The sequence below is a fragment of the Curtobacterium sp. Csp2 genome, assembly GCF_013347165.1.
Genome location: NZ_CP054593.1, coordinates 2,936,697 through 2,958,051 on the forward strand (window position 1 = coordinate 2,936,697; position 21,355 = coordinate 2,958,051).

General features: G+C 71.3%; 17 protein-coding genes. 5 read left to right on the forward strand and 12 right to left on the reverse strand.

Features of this window, described 5'->3' with window-relative positions; translation table 11 throughout:
• The first annotated feature begins 118 nt into the window (after positions 1-118).
• Positions 119-1,261, forward strand: coding sequence for an AI-2E family transporter (locus HUN59_RS14185; RefSeq protein WP_217483559.1), 1,143 nt, complete (start codon positions 119-121; stop codon positions 1,259-1,261).
• Here the strand turns inward: HUN59_RS14185 and HUN59_RS14190 are convergent.
• Both HUN59_RS14190 and dapE read right to left on the reverse strand, forming a co-directional pair.
• Positions 1,240-2,406: a hypothetical protein gene (locus HUN59_RS14190; RefSeq protein ID WP_254629894.1), complete on the reverse strand. Its 1,167-nt coding sequence runs from the start codon at positions 2,404-2,406 to the stop codon at positions 1,240-1,242. The genes HUN59_RS14185 and HUN59_RS14190 overlap by 22 nt on opposite strands.
• A 68-nt stretch (positions 2,407-2,474) precedes the next feature.
• The gene (gene dapE / locus HUN59_RS14195; RefSeq protein WP_174778700.1) at positions 2,475-3,557 is read right to left on the reverse strand and encodes a succinyl-diaminopimelate desuccinylase; all 1,083 of its coding nucleotides are present in this window, start codon (positions 3,555-3,557) and stop codon (positions 2,475-2,477) included.
• Between the two features lie 129 nt (positions 3,558-3,686).
• Between dapE and dapD the strand changes: the two genes are divergently transcribed.
• Positions 3,687-4,655, forward strand: a complete 969-nt coding sequence (gene dapD, locus HUN59_RS14200) for a 2,3,4,5-tetrahydropyridine-2,6-dicarboxylate N-succinyltransferase (RefSeq protein ID WP_174778701.1) — start codon at positions 3,687-3,689, stop codon at positions 4,653-4,655.
• 118 nt (positions 4,656-4,773) lie between these two features.
• Here dapD and HUN59_RS14205 read toward each other — a convergent pair whose 3' ends face one another.
• The 7 genes from HUN59_RS14205 to typA form a co-directional block, all read right to left on the reverse strand.
• A complete protein-coding gene (locus HUN59_RS14205; RefSeq protein ID WP_174779511.1) occupies positions 4,774-6,072 on the reverse strand; it encodes a citrate synthase in 1,299 nt (432 codons plus the stop codon).
• Between the two features lie 226 nt (positions 6,073-6,298).
• Positions 6,299-7,417 carry a succinyldiaminopimelate transaminase gene (gene dapC, locus HUN59_RS14210; RefSeq protein WP_217483560.1) on the reverse strand — a complete coding sequence of 373 codons (1,119 nt, stop codon included), beginning with the start codon at positions 7,415-7,417 and terminating at the stop codon, positions 6,299-6,301.
• Positions 7,418-7,431: 14 nt separating this feature from the next.
• Positions 7,432-7,749 (reverse strand): ferredoxin, encoded by a 318-nt coding sequence (gene fdxA / locus HUN59_RS19485; RefSeq protein WP_071292706.1) that lies wholly within the window; start codon positions 7,747-7,749, stop codon positions 7,432-7,434.
• 37 nt (positions 7,750-7,786) lie between these two features.
• Entirely contained in the window at positions 7,787-9,010 is a 1,224-nt protein-coding gene (locus HUN59_RS14215; protein ID WP_174778703.1) for a PIG-L family deacetylase, read from the reverse strand.
• Between the two features lie 19 nt (positions 9,011-9,029).
• The gene (locus tag HUN59_RS14220; RefSeq protein ID WP_174778704.1) at positions 9,030-9,569 is read right to left on the reverse strand and encodes a hypothetical protein; all 540 of its coding nucleotides are present in this window, start codon (positions 9,567-9,569) and stop codon (positions 9,030-9,032) included.
• Between the two features lie 94 nt (positions 9,570-9,663).
• Positions 9,664-10,857, reverse strand: a complete 1,194-nt coding sequence (locus HUN59_RS14225) for an amidohydrolase (RefSeq protein ID WP_174778705.1) — start codon at positions 10,855-10,857, stop codon at positions 9,664-9,666.
• 109 nt (positions 10,858-10,966) lie between these two features.
• The gene (gene typA / locus HUN59_RS14230) at positions 10,967-12,889 is read right to left on the reverse strand and encodes a translational GTPase TypA (RefSeq protein WP_058741470.1); all 1,923 of its coding nucleotides are present in this window, start codon (positions 12,887-12,889) and stop codon (positions 10,967-10,969) included.
• A gap of 125 nt (positions 12,890-13,014) precedes the next feature.
• On the opposite strand from typA, the gene HUN59_RS14235 reads away from it, so the two are divergent.
• Positions 13,015-13,764: a CPBP family intramembrane glutamic endopeptidase gene (locus tag HUN59_RS14235; protein WP_174778706.1), complete on the forward strand. Its 750-nt coding sequence runs from the start codon at positions 13,015-13,017 to the stop codon at positions 13,762-13,764.
• A 269-nt stretch (positions 13,765-14,033) separates the two neighbouring features.
• Here the strand turns inward: HUN59_RS14235 and HUN59_RS14240 are convergent, their stop codons facing one another.
• The 3 genes from HUN59_RS14240 to HUN59_RS14250 are packed head-to-tail and all read right to left on the reverse strand — an operon-like array spanning position 14,034 to position 18,206.
• Positions 14,034-16,196, reverse strand: coding sequence for a dipeptide ABC transporter ATP-binding protein (locus HUN59_RS14240; RefSeq protein ID WP_174778707.1), 2,163 nt, complete (start codon positions 16,194-16,196; stop codon positions 14,034-14,036).
• The gene (locus tag HUN59_RS14245; protein WP_217483561.1) at positions 16,193-17,221 is read right to left on the reverse strand and encodes an ABC transporter permease; all 1,029 of its coding nucleotides are present in this window, start codon (positions 17,219-17,221) and stop codon (positions 16,193-16,195) included. Before HUN59_RS14245 ends, HUN59_RS14240 begins: the two co-directional genes overlap by 4 nt.
• 1 nt (position 17,222) lies before the next feature.
• Positions 17,223-18,206 carry an ABC transporter permease gene (locus HUN59_RS14250; RefSeq protein WP_174778708.1) on the reverse strand — a complete coding sequence of 328 codons (984 nt, stop codon included), beginning with the start codon at positions 18,204-18,206 and terminating at the stop codon, positions 17,223-17,225.
• 143 nt (positions 18,207-18,349) lie between these two features.
• Between HUN59_RS14250 and HUN59_RS14255 the strand changes: the two genes are divergently transcribed.
• Both HUN59_RS14255 and HUN59_RS14260 read left to right on the forward strand, forming a co-directional pair.
• Complete coding sequence (locus HUN59_RS14255) at positions 18,350-20,029, forward strand: ABC transporter family substrate-binding protein (protein ID WP_174778709.1); 1,680 nt, start codon at positions 18,350-18,352, stop codon at positions 20,027-20,029.
• 264 nt (positions 20,030-20,293) lie between these two features.
• Positions 20,294-20,842 carry a hypothetical protein gene (locus HUN59_RS14260; protein WP_174778710.1) on the forward strand — a complete coding sequence of 183 codons (549 nt, stop codon included), beginning with the start codon at positions 20,294-20,296 and terminating at the stop codon, positions 20,840-20,842.
• Positions 20,843-21,355 lie beyond the last annotated feature (513 nt).

Sequence of the window (21,355 nt, forward strand, 5' to 3'; positions counted from 1 at the left end):
CTCGCCCATTATCCCGTACCGAGGGGGCAACTGCGAAACCGCCCAGGTTGGGGGTGTCGGAATGCGACGTTCTCGCGGCTCCGAGTGGTGACCTTGGTGAATGCCGAAAATCCGCTCCATGCTCCGTCCACAGGCCGACCCGGTCGCCGAGGCGGTGCCCACGGGCATGCGCATCGCCGGAGCCTTCTCGTGGCGCTTCCTCGTCACGGTGGCCGCCCTGGCCGTCGTCGTCGCGCTGGTGGTCCTGCTGCAGGACATCGTGGTGCCGTTCCTGGTCGGGCTGCTCGTCTGCGCGCTGCTCGCCCCGTTCTCGGCGTTCCTGCAACGACACCGGTGGCCGAAGTGGCTCGCGGTGCTCACGGCCTGCATCTCGGTCGTGGTGGTGCTCGGGATCCTGGCGCTCGTCGTCACGGCGCAGGTCCGCTACGACCTGCCGACGCTCGAGCGACGCCTGACGAGCAACGTGCAGACCTTCCAGACCCTCCTCGCGTCCGAGCCGTTCGGCATCACCTCGGCGCAGGTCACGAAGTACCTGGCGGAGGCGACGAAGTTCCTGCAGACCCACGCCACGTCGATCCTGTCCGGCGCCGCCGAGGCGGGCAGCGGACTGGTGCACGCGCTCGAGGGGCTGTTCATCGTGGTCTTCACGACGATCTTCGTGCTGATCGACGGGCACCGGATCTGGTCGTGGGTCGTGCGGATCTTCCCGCGGCGCTCCCGCGGTCGCATCGACGCGGCCGGTCAGGCGGGGTGGAAGACCCTCACCAGCTTCATCCGCGTGCAGCTCATCGTCGCGGTGACCGACGCACTCGGCATCGTCATCGGCGCACTCGCACTGGGGCTGCCGCTCGCCGTGCCGATCGGCGTCATCGTGTTCTTCGGGGCGTTCGTCCCGGTGGTCGGCGCGATCGTCGCCGGCATCGTCGCCGTGGTCATCGCGCTGGTCTTCAACGGACTGGTGCCGGCGCTCATCATGCTCGCCGTGGTGATCGTCGTGCAGCAGCTGGAGAGCCACGTCCTGCACCCGTTCCTGACCGGCAGCGCCGTCAAGGTGCACCCGCTCGGCGTCGTGCTCGGCGTCACCGCGGGCACCACCATCGCGGGCGTCGTCGGCGCCTTCTTCGCGGTGCCGTTCATCGCGACGGTGAACGCGATGGTGCACGCGGCGGCCGACTGGCGCCCGGGCGAGGACCCGTCCGCCACGGCCTCCGCCGAGGAGTCAGACGACCGCGAGGTCGATCACGGCGGCGTCCAGTCGTAGCCGTCGACCAACCAGCACGCGTCGAGCCACATCCACTGCAGCACGAGGCACGCGGCGACGAGGAGCACCCGGTAGACCGGTGACCGGGGCAGCGCCACGATGCCCAGGAGCGGCGCGATCGGCAGCAGGATGCGCCAGGTGCTCGACTGCGGGAAGAAGACCGCGAGCAGGTACACGACGTACGCCACCGCCCAGAGCCGCAGCTCGAGCCCGACTCGGCGGGCAGCAGGCTGGAACACGAAGACGGCGAACCCGACCACCGCCACGGCGAGCAGGATCCCGCCGGCCGGCTGCCGGAACCACCAGCCGAAGCCCTGCACCCACGGGGTGAACGGCACGAGCTCCTGCCAGCCGATGTACGACGACCGCCACGCGAGCTCGGTGTCGGTGTACGCCTTCGGCACCCCGGTCACGGCCCAGGCGATCGCCGGCCACGCGAGCCCGACGAGACCGGACACCGCGCCGACCACGAGCGGCGGCAGGGCGGCGCGGACGGTCGGGCGGGCGGACTCGCGCACCCAGGCGGGACGGACGGCCCACACGACCAGGAACAGCGCCACGAGCAACCCGAACGCGAGTCCGGTGGGGCGGGTCATGCCGAGCAGCAGGACCACGGGCAGCATCGTCCACCAGCGCCGGTCCACGAGCAGCAGCAGGGCGACGAGGAGCAGGAACATCCCCATCGACTCGGCGTACGCGACCTGGAACATCGCGGACACCGGCGCGACGCAGAACAGCACCGTGGCGAACGTCGCCCGGCCGTCGTCGAGGAACCGTCCGAGCAGCCGTCGGAACACGAGCGCGGCACCCCATCCGGCGACCAGGGAGACCACCACGGCGACGGCCTCGAACGACGCCCCGGTCAGGAGCATCAGCCCGCGGACCAGGAACGGGTACGCCGGCATGAACGCCCACGCGTTCTCGGTGACGTGCCCGGCGGCGTCCACCGGGAGCGTCGACGGGTAGCCGCCGGTGGCGATCACCCGGTACCAGGCGCCGTCCCAGATCGCGGCGAACGACAGGTACGAGGGGTGCTGGACCGTGAACGAGTTCGCCGCCTGCTGCCCCGCGTACGCCAGGAGCATCGCCCCGGTGACGATCCGCGCGACGACGTACACGACGGTGATCCGCACCCACCAGGGCACGGCACGGTATCGGGCGCGCCACCGCACCCCCGGCCGACGCCCCGCGACGACCGGCGCGGAGCCCGTCGTCACGCCGTCAGCCACCGCCGCAGACCGTCCTCGACCGCGGTGATCTGGTCGACGGGGACCTGCTCGTCGTCGTGGTGCGCGAAGACCGGCTCGCCGGGGCCGTAGTTCACGGCGGGGACGCCGAGCGCGGAGAACCGGGCGACGTCCGTCCAGCCGTACTTCGGGCGCGGGGCCGGCCCGCCGACCGCGGCGACGAAGTCCTGCGCGAGCGGGGCGTCGAGCCCGGGACGCGCGCCAGCGGCGAGGTCGACGATCTGCACGTCGTACCCGTCGAAGAGCTCGCGGATGTGGGCCACGGCCTCGTCCGCGCTGCGCGAGGGCGCGAAGCGGTAGTTCACGTGGACCATCGCCTCGTCCGGGATGACGTTGCCGGCGATGCCGCCGGAGATCCCGACGGCGTTCAGGCCCTCGCGGTAGTCGAGGCCGTCGACGGTCACCGTGCGCGGCTCGTAGGCGGCGAGGGTGGCCAGGATCGGCGCGGTCTTGTGGACGGCGTTGTCGCCGATCCAGCTGCGAGCGCTGTGCGAGCGCTTGCCGAACGTGCGGACCTCGGCCCGCAGGTTGCCGTTGCAGCCGCCCTCGATCTGCGCCCCGGAGGGCTCGCCGAGGATCGCGAAGTCGCCGGCGAGCAGCTCCGGCCGGGTGCGGGCGAGCCGACCGAGGCCGTTCAGCGAGTCGCTGACCTCCTCGTGGTCGTAGAACACCCAGGTGACGTCGACGTTCGGTGCGACGAGGTCGTACGCCAGCTTGAGCTGCACCCCGACGCCGGCCTTCATGTCCACGGTGCCGCGACCCCAGAGGATCTCGGTGCCGTCCTCCGTGGTCCGGAACTCGGTCGGCAGGTTGTGGTTCAGCGGCACGGTGTCGATGTGCCCGGCGATGACGACGCGGCGGTCCCGACCGAGGTCCGTCCGCGCCACGACGGCGTCGCCGTCGCGGACCACCTCGAGGTGGTCGAGGGGCGCGAGCGTCGCCTCGATCGCGTCGGCGAGGCGGCCCTCGTTCCCGGACACCGACTCGATGTCGCAGATCACGCGGGTGATGTCGATGGACGAGGCGGTGAGGTCGAGCAGCTCGGGCATGCGGTCAGCGTACCGGCCGCGTCCTGCGGTCGGCTGGTCCACGGCACCGGCCGGGAGGCACGGATCGCCTCCCCCGCGACCGTCCCGCTGGACGGGTGGCCGGGCCCGGCGGGTCGGTACCCTGGTCGCGTGACCGACGCGCCCGCAGCCACCGACCGCCCCACGCACGCCTGGGGCCACGGCCTCGCCACGATCGCCGCCGACGGCACCACCCTCGACACCTGGTACCCGGAGACGCACCTGGGCGAGCTCCCCGCGGACGCCGCGTTCCCGGAGGACCTGCGCGCCCACGTCGGCGACGACCCGCGGCGTGACGTCCGGGTCGAGGCGGTGACGACGGCGATCGTGGTCGACGACGCCCCGGCGAGCACGCCCGACGCCTACCTGCGCCTGCACCTGCTCAGCCACCTGCACGTGCAGCCGAACACCATCAGCCTGGACGGTGTCTTCGGACACCTGCCGATCGTCGCGTGGACGAACGCCGGCCCGGTGCACCCCGACGCCCTCACCCGGCTCCGTCCGGTCCTGCAGCGCGCCGGGATCGCCGTGCACGCGGTCGACAAGTTCCCGCGCCTGCTCGACTACGTCGTCCCGGACCGCGTGCGCATCGGCGACGCGAACCGGGTCCGGCTCGGAGCGCACCTCGCGCCGGGCACCACCGTCATGCACGAGGGCTTCGTGAACTTCAACGCCGGCACCCTCGGCGACGCGATGATCGAGGGCCGCGTCTCACAGGGCGTCGTCGTCGGGAACGGCACGGACATCGGTGGTGGCGCGTCGATCATGGGCACGCTGTCCGGCGGCGGGACGCACCGGGTCTCGCTCGGCGAGCGCGCCCTGCTCGGGGCGAACGCCGGGCTCGGGATCTCGCTCGGTAACGACTCCGTGGTCGAGGCTGGACTGTACGTCACCGCCGGCACGAAGGTCGTCCTGGTCGGGGCCGCCCCGGACCCGGACGGCACGCCCAGGACCGTGAAGGCCGCCGAGCTCTCGGGGGCGCCGAACGTGCTGTTCCGCCGGAACTCCGTCACGGGTGCCGTCGAGGCACTGCAGCGACGGGGCGAGGGCATCCAGCTCAACACCGCGCTGCACGCGTAGCCGGGGACCGGCCCAGCGCACGAGGCGACGGACGGGAGGCACGTGGCGGACCCGCCACGTGCCTCCCGTCCGTCGCATCCCGGCCACCTGCCCAGCGTGCGCGGGCAGGACGCACCGGTCAGCGCGTCGGCAGGTCCCGTTCCGGGTGCCCCACGTAGAGCTGCTGCGGGCGGCCGATCTTGTTGAGCGGGTCGTTGTTGAGCTCACGCCACTGGGCGATCCAGCCCGGCAGACGACCGATCGCGAACAGGACCGTGAACATCCGCGGTGGGAAGCCCATCGCCCGGTAGATGATGCCGGTGTAGAAGTCGACGTTCGGGTAGAGCCGGCGGCTGACGAAGTACTCGTCCTCGAGCGCGATCTGCTCGAGCTCCATCGCGATGTCGAGCAGGTCGTCCTGCACGCCGAGGGACTCGAGGACCTCGTGCGCGGACTCCTTGACGAGCTTCGCGCGCGGGTCGTAGTTCTTGTAGACGCGGTGTCCGAAGCCCATGAGCTTCACCCCGCGCTCCTTGTTCTTCACCCGCTCGACGAAGCGCGACACCGGCTCGCCGGAGTCCTTGATCTGCTGGAGCATCTCGAGCACGGCCTCGTTCGCACCGCCGTGCAGCGGGCCGTACAGGGCGTTGATGCCCGCCGAGATCGACGCGAACATGTTCGCCTTCGTCGAGCCGACCAGGCGCACGGTCGAGGTCGAGGCGTTCTGCTCGTGGTCCTCGTGCAGGATGAGCAGCCGCTCGAGTGCCTTCGACAGCACCGGGTTCGGCACGTAGGTCTCGGCCATGGTGCCGAAGTTCAGCCGCAGGAAGTTGTCGACGAACGACAGCGAGTTGTCCGGGTACAGGAAGGCCTGCCCGATCGCCTTCTTGTGCGCGTAGGCGGCGATGACGGGGAGCTTGGCGAGCAGCCGGACGGTCTGCAGCTCGACCTTCTCCGGGTCGTCGACGCTCATGTCGTCCTCGTAGTACGTCGACAGGGCGCTCACCGCGCTGGACAGCACCGACATCGGGTGCGCCGAGTGCGGCAGGGCGTCGAACAGGCGACGGAGGTCCTCGTGCAGGAGCGTGTGGCGACGGATGCGGGCGTCGAACCCGGCGAGCTCGTCCGCGGTGGGGAGCTCGCCGTAGATCAGGAGCCAGGCGACCTCGAGGTAGGTGCAGCCCGACGCGACCTGGTCGATCGGGTACCCGCGGTAGCGCAGGATCCCTTCGTCGCCGTCGATGTAGGTGATGGCGCTCTTCGTGGCGCCGGTGTTCACGAAGCCGTAGTCGAGCGTGTTCAGCCCGGTCTGCTTCTTGAGCGTCGAGATGTCGATCGCCGACGCGCCGTCGACGCTCGGCAGGATCGGCAACTCCGCCGTGCCGCCCGGGAACGTGAGCGTCGCGGTCTCCGTTGACTCGGCGGCGGCGGGGCTCACGGGGACGGGCGTGGTGGGCGGTGTGGCCGTCTTCTGAGCGTCGTTGGCAGTGTCAGTCACGAGCACAGCCTAATCGCGGGGACTGTCGGTCGTGCACCACGGGGGCCCTCGGAATTGGTGGGAACCGCGGATTGTGCACGGAGACGGACCCGCTCCGGCCGCGTCCCGTGGACGTTCCGGCCGCGTCGCCGGGGTGTCCGGACCGCGGCGCCCCGGCGCGGCTGGGTCAGGAACCGGCGAGTCGTCGGGCGCTCGCCAGACGCTGCGCCGCCGCCGCGATCCGGTCGTCGGTGGCGGTGAGCGCGACCCGCACGTGCTGGGCGCCCGCGGGACCGTAGAAGGTGCCGGGAGCGACGAGGATCCCGCGGTCGGCGAGCCACGACACGGTGTCGAGCGCGGGCTCGCCGCGGGTCGCCCAGAGGTACAGGCCCGCCTCGCTGTGGTCGATCCGGAAGCCCGCGTCCTCGAGTGCCCGTCGGAGCATGTTCCGTCGGGCGCGGTAGCGGGCCTTCTGCTGCTGCACGTGGGTGTCGTCGGCCAGCGCCTCGACCATCGCCTGCTGCACGGGCAGCGGCGGCATCATGCCGGTGTGCTTCCGGACGGCGAGCACGTCGGCGAGGACCGCGGCGTCACCGGCGACGAACGCGGCGCGGTACCCGGCCAGGTTCGACTGCTTCGACAGCGAGTACACGCTGAGGACGCCGTCCACCGAGTCCCCGACCACGCGGGGGTCGAGGATCGACGGCGTGGGGGCGGTGTCGTACGGCGGTTCCCAGCCGAGCTCGGCGTAGCACTCGTCCCCGACGACGACGGCGCCGAGTTCGCGGGCGCGGGCGACGGCGGCTCGGAGCTGCTCCACCGACAGCACGCGGCCGTCCGGGTTGCCTGGGGAGTTCAGCCAGACGAGCCGGGTCGTGTCCGGCCAGGTCGCGGGGTCGTCCGCGGCGAGGGCATCGGCGCGCACGAGGGCCGCGCCGAGCTCGTAGGTCGGGTACGCGGCCTCGGGGAAGACGACGGTGTCGCCGGGTCCGATGCCGAGCCACAGCGCGAGCCCCGCGATGAACTCCTTCGAGCCGATCGTCGGCAGGACCTGGTCGGGCGTCAGGGTGATCCCCTGCCGGCGGCCGTACCAGTCGGCGATGGCCTCGCGCAGGGCCGGCGTGCCCGCGACCTGCGGGTAGGCGTGCGCGTCGGTGGCGTCGGCCAGGGCCCGTCGGACGACCTCGGGCGTGGGGTCGACGGGCGAGCCGACGCTGAGGTCGACGATGCCGCCCTCGGACGCCGCTGCGCGCTGCTTGAACGGGACGAGCTGGTCCCAGGGGAAGTCGGGGAGGTCGAGCGCCACGGGGGTGTCGCCGGTCAGCCGCGCGGGGGTTCGGCCAGGACGACCGGGTGGTCCTTGTGGATCACACCGACCTTCGCGGCACCGCCGGGCGAGCCGACCTCCTCGAAGAACTCGACGTTCGCCTTGTAGTAGTCGGCCCACTCCTCGGGGAGGTCGTCCTCGTAGTAGATCGCCTCGACCGGGCAGACCGGCTCACACGCACCGCAGTCGACGCACTCGTCGGGGTGGATGTACAGCGACCGGTCACCCTCGTAGATGCAGTCGACCGGGCATTCGTCGATGCAGGCGCGGTCCTTGACGTCGACACAGGGCTGGGCGATCACGTAGGTCACGGTGCGGGTGCTCCCTTCGGACTGAGCGCTCTCGATCCTACTCGCGGGGCAGGGCCGACCCTGACCGCGCACCGTCCCGCGCCTCGGCGGCGGCCCGGGCGGCCCGGAGTCCGGACAGGTCCGGCCAGGCGAGGGCGAGCAGCGTGATGACCGCGGGGGCGAACGTCCACACGTACCCGGCGGGGTTCGCGAGCACGAGCGGGGACGACTGTCCGCCGACCGACACGAGCACCTGGGTCGCGACGATCACCGCGACACCGGCGGCTGCGACGAGGACCCGGGAGCGGAACAGCAGGCGCAGGCCGACGACGAGCCCGACGACGACGAGCGTCGTGATGACCATGCCGACCGGGACGCCGCCGATCGTCTGCTGGTGGGTGACGGTGCCGAGCGCGCCGGCGAGCAGTCCGGCGACCACGGACACGACGACAGCCGCGGCCTTGCCCTGGCCGGACAGCTCCGCGAAGGTCTGGGGGGTCTCGGGCACCGGGTCGGCGTCGTGTCGGAAGGCCTCGACGTCGCGGGCGTGCTGCCGCTCCCCGTGCGGCATCACCCACGACAGCGCCCGCGGGTCGTCGGTCGCGGCCGGGTCCACCGTCAGCTGGGAGCGGTACTGCTCGAGCGCCGCGCGGACCTTCGCCCGGACCGGCACGACGTCCACGGTCAGGTCGGGCTCCGTCGTCGCGGGGTCGACGATCATCGAGAACGGGACCTCCTCGGCACGGGCGGCGTACCGGGCGGCGTGGTGCACGCGCACGTGGTCCGGGTGGCCGTAGCCGCCGTCGTCCGCATAGCTGACCACCGCGTCCGCCCCGGTCGACCGGATCGCGGCCCGGACGTCGTCGACGACCTCGCCGAGGTCCGCCGCGGTGAGCGAGTCCGCCGGCGCGTCGTCGGCGGCGATCGCCCGCCCGTCGGGGCCCCACTGCATCCCGGAGTCGGTGTACCGCCGCGGCGCCAGATCGGTCGGGCGTGCGCCGGGTCCGCCGAGCCACAGGTGCGCCGGACCGCCGAGGGCGGCGAGCGCGGCGGCGATCTCGGTCTCGCGGTGCTCGGCGACGCGGGGGCCGTCCCCGGCGATCCCGGTGAGCTCCGGCACGAGCACCTCGCCCTGCTCCCCCCGCGTGGCGGTGAGCACGGTGACCTCGGCCCCGAGCTCGAGCAGCGTGGCGATGGTGCCGCCGGAGGCGAGGGTCTCGTCGTCGGGGTGGGCGTGCACGAACAGGACGCGCTCCGGGCGCGTGGCGGGGACCTTGGACATCAGGGCCAAGGCTACTTCGCTACCGCGGGGTGACGATGTACGTCGCGGTGACGCCGTCCCCGCTCTTCGAGAACGTCAGCACCACGCGGTGCGCGTCGCTCCGGAACAGCCCGAACGCGCTCGAGGCGTCCGCACGCTTCGCGGACTCGGTGTACCCGGCGTCCGCCAGGCGCTGGGCGGCCGCGGCGAAGTCGTCGACCGACCCCGCACGGGCCTGCACCACCCAGCCGGAGCCGTTCGGCCCGGTGCCGCCGCCGAGGACCGTGCCGTCGACGAGCGGGACCTCGGCGGTCGGGAACCCGTCCGGGACCTTGCCGTCGGAGGTCACCCCCGTGCCCTTGAGGGCCGCGTCGAGGGCGCCGTCGATGCCGCCCGCGACCGAGGACATCCCGTCCTGGATCGCCTTGCCGTCGATGCCCTGCACCGTCTCGGAGACGGTCGAGGCCACCGAGGATCCGAGGGCGGTCGCCTGCTGGACGTCGGCGGCCGAGCAGCCGGTCAGACCGGCGAGGGTGATGCCCGCCGCCACGGCGGCGAGCAGGGTCCGGGTCGTACGCATGCGGTCACCCTAGGGCGACAGCCGGGAGGTGCGGCGTGCGTTCCCTGGGAACCCGCCTGCCCGCCACCGGGGCACGCCCGGCGGGTGGGGCGCGTCAGGACAGCCAGGCGCGGGTCGCGGCCGTCAGCGCGTCGACCCCGACCGGGATCGCGGTCTCGGCCTGCGGCGCGTAGAACGGCGAGTGGTTGCTCGGGACGTCGTCGCCGCGACGGAAGAGCTCCGGGTCGGTGATCCCGGTGAACCAGTACACGAGCGGCACGCCGGCCGCGGTGGCGAGCTGCCCGACGTCCTCGGACGCCATCGCGAGGCCGATCTCCAGGTCGCGGGCGTCCGGCACCGCGCCCTGCAGCGCCTCGAGCACGCGCCGAGCGGCCTCGGCGTCGTTCACGGTGACCTCGGCCCCCGGCGCCCGCTCGATGGTCGGGGCAGGGAGGCCGCCCGCGTCGCTCTCCGCACGCACGATGCGCTCGATCGACGCGATGATGCGCTCCCGGGTCTCCTCGTTGCGGGCCCGCGTCGAGATCTCGATGACGGCCTGGTCCGGGATGATGTTCGGCCGGGTGCCGGCGTGGAAGCTGCCGACGGTGACGACACCGGCGTCCGACGGCGAGACCTCGCGCGAGACGACGGTCTGCAGCCGCACGACGGCGCTCGCGGCGGTGACGATCGGGTCGAGCGAGGCCTGCGGCGCCGAGCCGTGCGCGCCACGGCCGTTGAACGTGACGGTCAGTCGGTCGCTCGACGCCATCACGGGACCGGAGCCGACCGCGACGACGCCGACCGGCGCCGGCGCGGAGTGCTGGCCGAGGACGACGTCGGGCTTCGGGAACCGCTCGACCAGGCCGTCCTCGAGCATGGCCCGGGCGCCGGAGATCACCTCTTCCGCCGGCTGGAACACGCCGACGACGGTGCCGGACCAGGCGTCACGGGCGTCGACGAGCCGTTCGAGCGTGCCGAGCAGCCACGTCACGTGGATGTCGTGCCCGCAGGCGTGCATCGTCGGGACCTCGGCGCCCTCGTCGTCGCGCCCGGTGTGGGTGCTCGCGTACGGCAGTCCGGTGCGCTCCTGGACGGGCAGGCCGTCCATGTCGGCGCGGAGCCAGACGACCGGGCCGTCCCCGTTCGACAGCACACCGACGACCCCCGTGCCGCCCACGCCCGTGGTGACGTCGATGCCGCCGAGCTCGGCGAGCCGGTCAGCGACGACGCCGGCTGTGCGGTGCTCCTGGAAGCCGAGCTCCGGGTGGGCGTGCAGGTCCTGGTACAGGGAGAGGAGGTCGAGGGTCACGCCCTCCACCGTAACCCTCGGGACGGACGGCACGGACGCCGACGGCCCGGNCACCTCGATGAGGTGACCGGGCCGTCGGACGGAGGCAGTGCCTCCAGGCCGGACCTGCTTACGCGTCCTGGCGCTTCAGGCGGGCGTACGCGCGCTGGCGCGCCTGCGCGTCGAGCTCGACCTTGCGGATGCGGACGTGGTCGGGGGTGACCTCGACGCACTCGTCCTCGCGCGCGAACTCCAGGCACTCCTCGAGGGAGAGCTGGCGCGACGGCGTCATCGACTCGAAGGAGTCGGCGTTCGCCGAACGCATGTTCGTGAGCTTCTTCTCCTTCGTGATGTTCACGTCCATGTCGTCGGCGCGCGAGTTCTCGCCGATGACCATGCCCTCGTAGACCTCCTCCGTCGGGTTGACGAAGAACGTCATGCGCTCCTGCAGGTTCGTGATGGCGAACGGCGTGACGACACCGGCGCGGTCGGAGACGATCGAGCCGTTGATGCGGGTCTGGATCGGGCCGGCCCACTCGTCGTAGCCGTGCGAGATCGCGTTCGCGATGCCGGTGCCGCGGGTCTCGGTGAGGAACGACGTGCGGAAGCCGATCAGGCCACGCGACGGCACGATGAACTCCATGCGGATCCAGCCGGTGCCGTGGTTCGTCATGTTCTCCATGCGACCCTTGCGCGCGGCCATGAGCTGCGTGATCGCGCCGAGGTGCTCCTCCGGCGTGTCGATCGTCATGTGCTCGTAGGGCTCGAGGAGCTTGCCGTTCTCGTCGCGCTTCGTGACGACCTGCGGCTTGCCGACGGTGAGCTCGAAGCCCTCGCGGCGCATCTGCTCGACGAGGATGGCGAGCGCCAGCTCACCGCGGCCCTGGACCTCCCAGGTGTCCGGGCGGCCGATGTCCTGCACCTTGAGCGAGACGTTGCCGATGAGCTCGCGGTCCAGGCGGTCCTTGACCATGCGGGCGGTGAGCTTGTGGCCCTTGACCTTGCCGACGAGCGGGCTCGTGTTCGTCCCGATGGTCATCGAGATGGCCGGGTCGTCGACCGTGATGGTCGGGAGCGGACGGACGTCCTCGGGGTCGGACAGCGTCTCACCGATCGTGATCGTGTCGAAGCCCGCGACGGCGACGATGTCACCGGGGCCGGCGGACTCGGCCGGGTAGCGGTCGAGCGCCTTCGTGATGAGGAGCTCCGTGATGCGGGCGTTCGCGACGGTGCCGTCGTGCTTGACCCACGCGACCGTCTGCCCCTTCTTCATCGTGCCGTGGAAGATGCGGAGCAGCGCGAGGCGGCCGAGGAACGGCGACGCGTCGAGGTTCGTGACGTGCGCCTGCAGGGGGTGCTCGTCGTCGTACTTCGGGGCCGGGACGTGCTGCAGGATCGCCTCGAACAGCGGCTCGAGGTCGTCGTTGTCGGGCAGCGAGCCGTCCTCGGGCTTGTTGCGGCTCGCGGCGCCCGCGCGACCCGAGGCGTAGACCACCGGGACGTCGAGGATCGCGTCGAGGTCGAGGTCGTCGACCTCGTCCGCCAGGTCGGAGGCCAGGCCGAGGAGCAGGTCCTGCGACTCGGAGACGACCTCGTCGATGCGGGAGTCCGGGCGGTCCGTCTTGTTGACGAGCAGGATCACCGGGAGCTTCGCGGCGAGCGCCTTGCGGAGCACGAAGCGGGTCTGGGGCAGCGGGCCCTCGGACGCGTCGACGAGCAGCACGACACCGTCGACCATGGAGAGGCCGCGCTCGACCTCACCACCGAAGTCGGCGTGGCCGGGGGTGTCGATCACGTTGATCGTGATGCGACCGCCCGGGTTGAACTCCTCGGCGTGCTTCCCGTTGTAGAGCACCGAGGTGTTCTTCGCGAGGATGGTGATGCCCTTCTCGCGCTCGAGGTCGTTCGAGTCCATCATGCGGTCTTCGCCCTCGAAGTGGGCGTCGAACGAGTTGGTCTGCGTGAGCATCGCGTCGACGAGGGTGGTCTTGCCGTGGTCGACGTGTGCCACGATGGCGACGTTGCGCAGGTCGGACCGGGTGGCGAGCGCCATACAGGACATCCTTCAAGTGTTCGGAGAAGATCGGGCGGCCGGTCGTCGTGGACACATGGCACCCGCGGGCAGAACGCCCGACACGCCAGTCTACCGGTAGTTCGCAACCACGAGGAGTACAGCGCATGAGCCGACGGCGAACGTGGGTCGAGATCACGATCGTCCTCATGCTGTCGCTCGGCGGGAGCGCGCTGTACTCGATCCTGCAGATCATCGACGACCTGTCGCAGACGACCCCGCTCGGCGAGCAGTCCACGGCGCTCAACCAGTCGACGACGACCGTGCAGTACGTCGACCTGGCGCGGCAGCTCCTGGGCATCGCGGTCGACCTGGCCCCGGTCGCGCTCGTCTGCTACCTGCTCTGGAGCACGACCCGCCCGCACCTGTCCCGGCTCGGCATCGACCGGTTCCGTGTGCGCCCCGACCTCGGCGGCGCGGCGCTCATCGCCCTGGGCATCGGGATCCCGGGGCTCGCGCTGTACTTCACGGGCCGGGCGCTCGGCTTCACGGTGAACGTCGACCCGGCGGCACTGAACACGTACTGGTGGACGATCCCCGTCCTGCTGCTCTCGGCGATCCGGTCCGGGCTGCAGGAGGAGGTCATCGTGATCGGCTACCTGTACGAGCGGCTCGGCGGGCTGGGGTGGGGGCGGTGGCAGGTGATCCTGTCCACCGCGGTCCTGCGCGGGAGCTACCACCTGTACCAGGGCTTCGGGGCCTTCGTGGGGAACGCCGTGATGGGGATCGTGTTCGGCTGGATCTACACCCGGTGGGGGCGGCTGCTCCCCCTCGTGATCACGCACTGCCTGCTCGACGCGGCGGTGTTCGTCGGGTACCCGTACGTCGCCGCGGCGTTCCCGCAGCTGTTCCGGTAGCTGCGGGATCCCCCGCCTGCGCGGTCGCACGTCCAGGCGCTGGAGCCGGTGGCGGTGGCGGTGGCGGTGGCGGTGGCGGTGGAGCAGGAGACGTCGGGAGCGCTGGCGCGACCCGACGTCGTCTGCTCCACCGACGTGCCAGACGCCACCGACGACGGCCGGGAGGCGCGTGGCGGCCGCCACGCGCCTCCCGGCCGTCGACCCCGCCACGTCGCGGACCGCCTGCCGCCCCGCGCACCGGTGCGGCGGTGCACCGGCGCGCCGCCGCGTCAGGCGACGAGCGCCGCGACCTGCTCCGGGTAGTGGCACGCGGCACGGTGGTCGATCTGCTCGCCCCGGTGCGCGACCTTCTCCGGGGCGTCCTCGCGGCAGCGCTGCTGCTGCGCCGCCGGCAGCATCGCGTACAGCGGGCACCGCGACCGGAACCGGCAACCGGTGGGCCGCTCGGTGGGGCTGGGCGGATCGCCGGGCAGGAGGATCGTCGCGCGGTTCCGCTCGACGACCGGGTCCGGGACCGGCACGGCCGACATGAGCGCCGCGGTGTAGGGGTGCATCGGACGCTCGAACACCTCGTCCACCGCACCCTCCTCGACCGTGCGGCCGAGGTACATCACGCTCACGCGGTCCGCGACGTGCCGGATCACCGACAGGTCGTGGGACACGAACAGGTAGGACAGCCCGAGCCGCGCCTTGAGCTCGGCGAGCAGGTTGAGCACCCCCGCCTGGATCGACACGTCGAGCGCGGACACCGGCTCGTCGAGCACGATGAGCTCCGGTTCGGTGGCGAGTGCCCGGGCGATCGAGATGCGCTGGCGCTGCCCGCCGGAGAACTCGTGCGGGTACCGGTCGGCCTCCGCGGCACGGAGCCCGACGAGCCCGAGGAGCTCCGGCACCCGCGACGCGATCCGGTCGGCACCGGCGCCCACAGCCCGCAGCGGTTCTGCCACGACGTCGTGAACGGTCATCCGCGGGTCGAGGCTCGCCGCCGGGTCCTGGAAGACCATCGAGATGCGCTGCCGGAGCTGCTTCGTCGCGACGACGGGCTGCCCGAACAGCTCCACGGTGCCGTGTTCCGGGCGCTCGAGGTCCATCAGCTGGTGCAGCGTCGTCGACTTGCCCGACCCGGACTCACCGACCAGACCGAGGGTTTCGCCCTTCCGGATGTCCAAGTCGACCCCGTCGACCGCGTAGACCTCGCCGACCCGGCGCTTGAAGATCGCGCCCTTGAGCAAGGGGAACGTCTTCGTGAGGCCCTCCACGCGCACCACCGCGTCCCGACCAGCACGCGCGGCCGGTGCGGTCGCCGGCGTCCCCGTGCTCGGGATCTCGGGCAGGTGGAAGATCGCCCCGGCGTCCGCGTGCGCCCGAGCGACCTCCGCCGTGCGGTGGCACGCGACGTCGTGCGGGACCACGGTGTCGACGGGCTCCTCGCCCTCCACCCCGGCGGCCACGTCGACGGCGGCGAGCGCCGGCTCGGACCCCCGGCAGACGGCTGCGGCGAGCGGGCACCGGTCGGCGAACGGGCACGCGTCCGCGAGACCGATGAGCGACGGCGGGGAGCCGGGGATCGGCACGAGCGGCTCGCCGCTCGACTCGTCCAGACGCGGCAGCGCTCCGATGAGGCCGATCGTGTACGGCATCCGCGGACGGGCGAACAGCTCCTCGGCACTCGCCGTCTCGACCACGCGGCCGGCGTACATGACCGCGATCCGGTCGGCGATACCGGCGATCACGCCGAGGTCGTGGCTGACGAACACGAGCGCGGCACCGGTCTCCCGCTGGGCGGTCCGGAGCACGTCGATGATCTGCGCCTGGATCGTCACGTCGAGCGCGGTCGTCGGTTCGTCGGCCAGGATCACGTCGGGGTCGTTCGCCATCGCCATCGCGATCATGGCGCGCTGGCGCATGCCGCCGGAGAACTCGTGCGGGAACGCGTCGACTCGGCGGTCCGCCTGCGGGATGCCGACGAGCCGCAGCAGCTCGATCGCCCGCGCGCGGGCCTCCTGCTTCGATCCGCCGCGGTGCACGAGCACGGTCTCCGCGATCTGGTCGCCGATCGTGTACACCGGCGTGAAGGCCGACAGCGGGTCCTGGAAGACCATCGCGACCTTCGCACCGCGGAGCTTGCTCATCTGCCGGTCGCTCCGGCCGACGAGCTCCTGCCCCTCGAACTCGATCGAGCCGGAGACCTTCGTCGTGTCGGGGAGCAACCCGAGGATCGCCATGCTCGTCACCGACTTGCCGGACCCCGACTCGCCGACGATCCCGAGCACCTCGCCCCGGCGGAGTTCCAGGTCCACACCGCGGACGGCGTGCACCTCGCCCCGCGGGGTGGGGAACCGGACGTCGAGGTCGCGGACGCGGAGCACGAGGTCGTCGACCGTGGCGGTGCCGGCGGTCCGGTCGGTCGTGGTGTGTCGTCTCGTGGTCATGCGCCGGCCCCTGCCTGCGTGGTGATCGTGGCCGCGTCGACGGCCGCCTGTCCCTGGTCACGCTTCCGGCCCGGGCGCTTCTGGCGCTTGCCGGTGGCGGACGTCGGGTCGAGTGCGTCGCGCAGGCCGTCGCCGAGCAGGTTCGCCGCGATCGCGAACACCACGAGGGCGCCCGCCGCGAAGTAGAACAGCCACGGGTAGGTCAGCGCGGCGTCCTGGTTCTGCGCGATGAGGGTGCCGAGCGACACGTCGGGCGGCTGCACGCCGAAGCCGAAGTAGCTGAGGCTCGTCTCGGACAACACCGCGGCGCCGACCTGGATCGTGCCGTCGATGACCAGGAACGAGGCCACGTTCGGCAGGATGTGCCGAACGATGATCCGGAACGGACCGATGCCCATGTAGCGCGCGGCCCGGACGAACTCGCGCTCCTTGACGGAGAGGGTCATCGAGCGGACAACGCGCGCGGTCACCATCCACCCGAAGGCGGCGATGAGCACCACGAGCAGGATCCACCCCGCGTCGTGGATGCGCGGGCTGATGATCGCGATCACCAGGAACGACGGCAGGACGAGCAGCACGTCGACGAAGAACATCACGATCCGGTCGACCCAACCGCCGAAGTACCCGGCGGCCGCGCCGGCGAGTGCGGCCAGCGCGGTCGAGAAGACCGCGACGAGCAGGCCGATGAGCAGGCTCTTCTGCATCGCGCGGGCGGTCTGTGCGAAGACGTCCTGCCCGATGCCGTTCGTGCCGAACCAGTGGGCGGCGCTCGGCGGCGTCGTGAACGCGGTGTAGTCGATCTGCGAGTACTGCCACGGGCTGACGAGCGGACCGATGAACGCGAACGCGAACAGCACGAGGATCACGACGAGCCCGACGCCGGCGCCGCGGTTCATGAAGACGCGGACGACGGTCTGGATGAACCGGTTGCGCTGACGTCGACCGGGGGCCGGCGTCCCCGGCAGCGGTGTGTCGGCCCGCGCGATCGTGTCGCCGTCGACGGGTTCGATGCGGGTGTCGGTCATGTCAGGCCCTCCTGACGCGCGGGTCGAGGACCGCCGTCATGGTGTCGGCGAGGAAGCCCGCCAGCAGCACGACGACGGCCGCGAACAGGGTGTAGGCGGTCACGGCGTTGACGTCGTTGTTCTGCACGGCGTCGATGAACCACGCGCCGAGGCCGTTCCAGCCGAAGATCTTCTCGGTGAAGGTCGCACCCGTCAGGATGCCGAGGAACCCGTACGCGAACAGGGTCGTCATCGGAATGAGCGCGGTCCGGAGCCCGTGCTTGAACGTCGCCCGCCCCCGCGTCAGGCCCTTCGCTCTAGCCGTCCGCAGGAAGTCCGACCCCAGCACGTCGAGCATCGTCGCTCGCTGGTACCGGCTGTAGATCGCGATCAGGCCGAGGGCGATCGAGATGGTCGGCAGCAGGAGGTGCACCCCGCGGTCGACGAACATGTCCCACGGCGTCCCGGTCAGGCCGGGCGTCGCCTCACCGGTGAAGTTGATGAGCTGGCTCCCGGTGTCCTGGTTGAGCTTCGTCGCTCCGATCTTCAGGAACACCGCGGTCAGGAACACCGGCGTCGAGATGAGGAAGATCGAGACGATCGCGCTCACTCGGTCCGACAACCGGTACTGCCGGATGGCGTTCCACACCCCGAGCAGGACGCCGAGCACGATGCCGATCACGGACCCGACCAGCAGCAGCCGCAGGCTCACACCGAGCCGCGGCCAGAACGCATCGTTGACGCTCTTGTCCTGGATGGTCCGACCGAGGTTGCCCTGCACGGCGTCGCCGAGCCAGTGCGTGTACCGGATGACGATCGGTGTCTTGTCGTTCACGCCGATGTGGTCGAGCTTCGCATCGATCACGGCGGTTGGCGGGGCGGGGTTCCGGGCTGCGTAGACGGATCGTGGGCTGAAGGACGCTGACGCGAGGAAGTACGTCAGCGACGTGGCGAGGAACACGAGCACGACGTAGTACACGAGTCGACGCGCCAAGAAGCGGATCATGCGGAACACCATACGTCCGCTTTTGTTTCCGGCAGATGACACGCTCGGTCGCGCCGCGTAACGAATTGGCGTTTGCAACAGACTTGCTCGTCTGCCCCTGCCGGGGGGACATAGGGTGTTCCCAACTTCACGGAGGGAACAACATGAAGCACAGGAAAGTCCTGGCGTTGACGGCGGCCCTCGCCGGCTTCGCCCTGGTCGCCACCGGCTGCTCCAGCGGCGGGTCCGGCGGATCAGGTGGCTCCGGTGACTCGGGTAAGCAGACACTGCCGTCCAGCGCCCAGATCAACGAGAAGCCCGTCTCCGACCTCCAGCAGGGCGGCACGCTGCGGTTGCCGATCTCGCAGTGGATCTCGCAGTGGAACTACTTCGAGCTCGACGGCACCCTGCAGGACGCGGCGGACATCGAGGCGGCGACGATGCCGGCCACGTTCGTCATCGACGCCGACGGCAAGCCCCAGCTCGACAAGGACACGTTGCAGTCCGCCGAGGTGACGAGCGAAGATCCGCTCACGATTACCTACACGCTCAACCCGAAGGCCCAGTGGAACGACGGTTCGCCGATCACCTGGAAGGACTTCGAGGCGCTCTGGAAGGCCAACAACGGCACGGACCCGAGCTACCAGATCGGTGACAGCACCGGCTGGAAGGACATCGAGTCCGTGACCCAGGGCACCGACGAGCGCCAGGCGGTCGTCAAGTACTCGACCCCGTTCTCAGACTGGAAGTCGCTGTTCAGCCCGCTCTACCCGGCGAGCGTCATCGGGACGCCGGACGGCTTCAACAACGGGTACAAGGACAAGGTCCCGGTGTCGGCCGGCCCATACAAGGTCTCGGGGCTCGACGAGACCGCCGGCACGGTCACCCTCGTCCCGGACGAGAAGTGGTGGGGCGACAAGCCGAAGCTCGACAAGGTGATCTTCCGGAACCTGGACGGCAACGCCGACATCGACGCGTACCTCAACAAGGAGCTCGACTCGGTGGCCGCGGGTACCTCGGACCGCTACGCGCGGGTCAAGGACGCGAAGGACACGAAGATCTACGCGTCCCAGTCGGCGTCGTACACGCACATCGACTTCTCGTCGCAGGGCACCCTGAAGGACAAGCAGCTCCGACTGGCGCTGCAGCACGCCATCAACCGTGACTCCCTCGCATCGGTCATCGGCGGCACGCTGCCGTACAAGCTCCCAGTGCTGAACAACCACGTGTTCCTGGCGACCGACAACGGGTACCAGGACAACTCGAGCCCGAACGGCACCTTCGACGTCGAGAAGGCGAAGAAGCTGCTGGACGACGACGGGTGGAAGACCGACGGCACGTACCGCAAGAAGGACGGCAAGACCCTCTCGATCTCGATCACGATCCCGTCCGGGGCGACGAGCTCGCAGAAGATCGCCGAGGTCGTGCAGGCCCAGCTCAAGGACGTCGGCGTGAAGCTGTCGATCAAGACGGTGTCGAGCGACGACTTCTTCCCGCAGTACGTCACGCCGGGCAACTACGACATGACGCTGTTCCTCTGGGGTGGCACCGGGTACCACGCCAGCGGCGCGAGCATCTTCATCACCGGTGACACGGGCCAGAACTACGGCCGCGTCGGTGACTCCGCCATCGACAAGCTGGTGAATCAGGCGATCTCGGAGACCGACGCCACCAAGGCGAACAAGCTGTGGAACCAGGTGGACGAGGACGTCTGGGGCATCGGGCACTCGCTGCCGATCGTCCAGTCGCCGCGGGTCATTGCGCAGAACCCGAAGCTCGCCAACTACGGCGCGCGCTCCGGTGCGATGGTCTACGACTGGACCAAGGTCGGCTTCACCAAGTAGCAGACCGACACGGACGGCCCCGGGCGCACACGCGTCCGGGGCCGTCCGCGCGTGCGAGGCCGTCGATGTCCGGTGGATGACGGTTGCCTGAGCGTTCGACCGTCGGGTGTTGACACCCGATCGGGGGGCCGAGGACCATGGTCCCTACGAGAGGTCCACCTGGATCTGCCTCCTCGGGGAATCGGGTCGTCCGGAGATACGCGCCGGTGTGTCACACCCGCTCCCCGGACGTCCCCGAGGAGGCGCTCTCGGTACCCTGTCACCGTGACCACCATCGTCGCGCCCGGGATGCGCACCCTCGCCGTCGTGCTCTGGGTGGTCTCGGTCGCCCTGGTCCCCCTCGCACTCCTGACCGCGGACCGACCCTGGCTCGCTCCGGTCCCGAGCATCTTCATCGCGTTCGTCGCGTGGGCCGTCCTCTGGCGTCCGCGGTACGAGCTGACGGCTGAGCACCTCGTGGTGGTCGACGTCCGCCGGCGGAGCACCTACGCCTGGCCGCGCATCGTCGAGGTTCGGACGAAGTACGGGATCGAGATCGTCACGAGCGAAGGCGTCCGGCGGACGTGGCTGGCGACCCGCCCGACGGCGCCCCTCGGCGTCCTGGACGCCGACCGACCGACGGTCACGGAGCGCCTCGACGTGCCGGCCGCGGCCGAGGTGATGCGGGCGCACCTCCCCGCGCCGGTCACCCCCGTCGGGCCGCCGCCCGCGACCGTGGTCCCGCAGATCGTCGCCCACCGCACGCACGGGTGGACGGTCACTGCCCTGATCGTCCTCGGGATCGCCGCCTCGATGGCGGCAGCTCAGCTCTGAGCCGGGTCCCCGCCGCTGCCTGAGCGGCGCCCGGCCCGGGCCACCAGCTGGTCCCCCACCGGACCCGTCCCGACGGCCGGAGGTGATCCGTGCCTCCCGTCCGCCCTGCCGCGCCCCGACCGCGAGCGGGCGGTATCCGCGCGTCCGCGCCGCGTGCGTGTCCGCGTCCGCGCCCGCGAGCGCGAGCGGGCGGAACCCGCACGCTTCACCCGCGCACCCGCGCAGCATCCGTCCACTCGCGCACGCGCCCACTCGCGCACACGTCCGGCCCCGCGCCCGCGAGCGGGCGGAATCCGCACGCCCCACCCGCGCACCCGCGCAGCATCCGCCCACTCGCGCACGCGTCCGGCCCCGCGCCCGCGAGCGGGCGGAATCCGCACGCCCCACCCGGGCACCCGCGCAGCATCCGCCCACTCGCGCACGCGCCCGTTTCGCGAGCGGGCGGATCCTGCGGCTACGAGGCGCGCCGTCCCACGGATTCCGCCCGCTCGCGGGAGCACGGCGGGCAGGCGG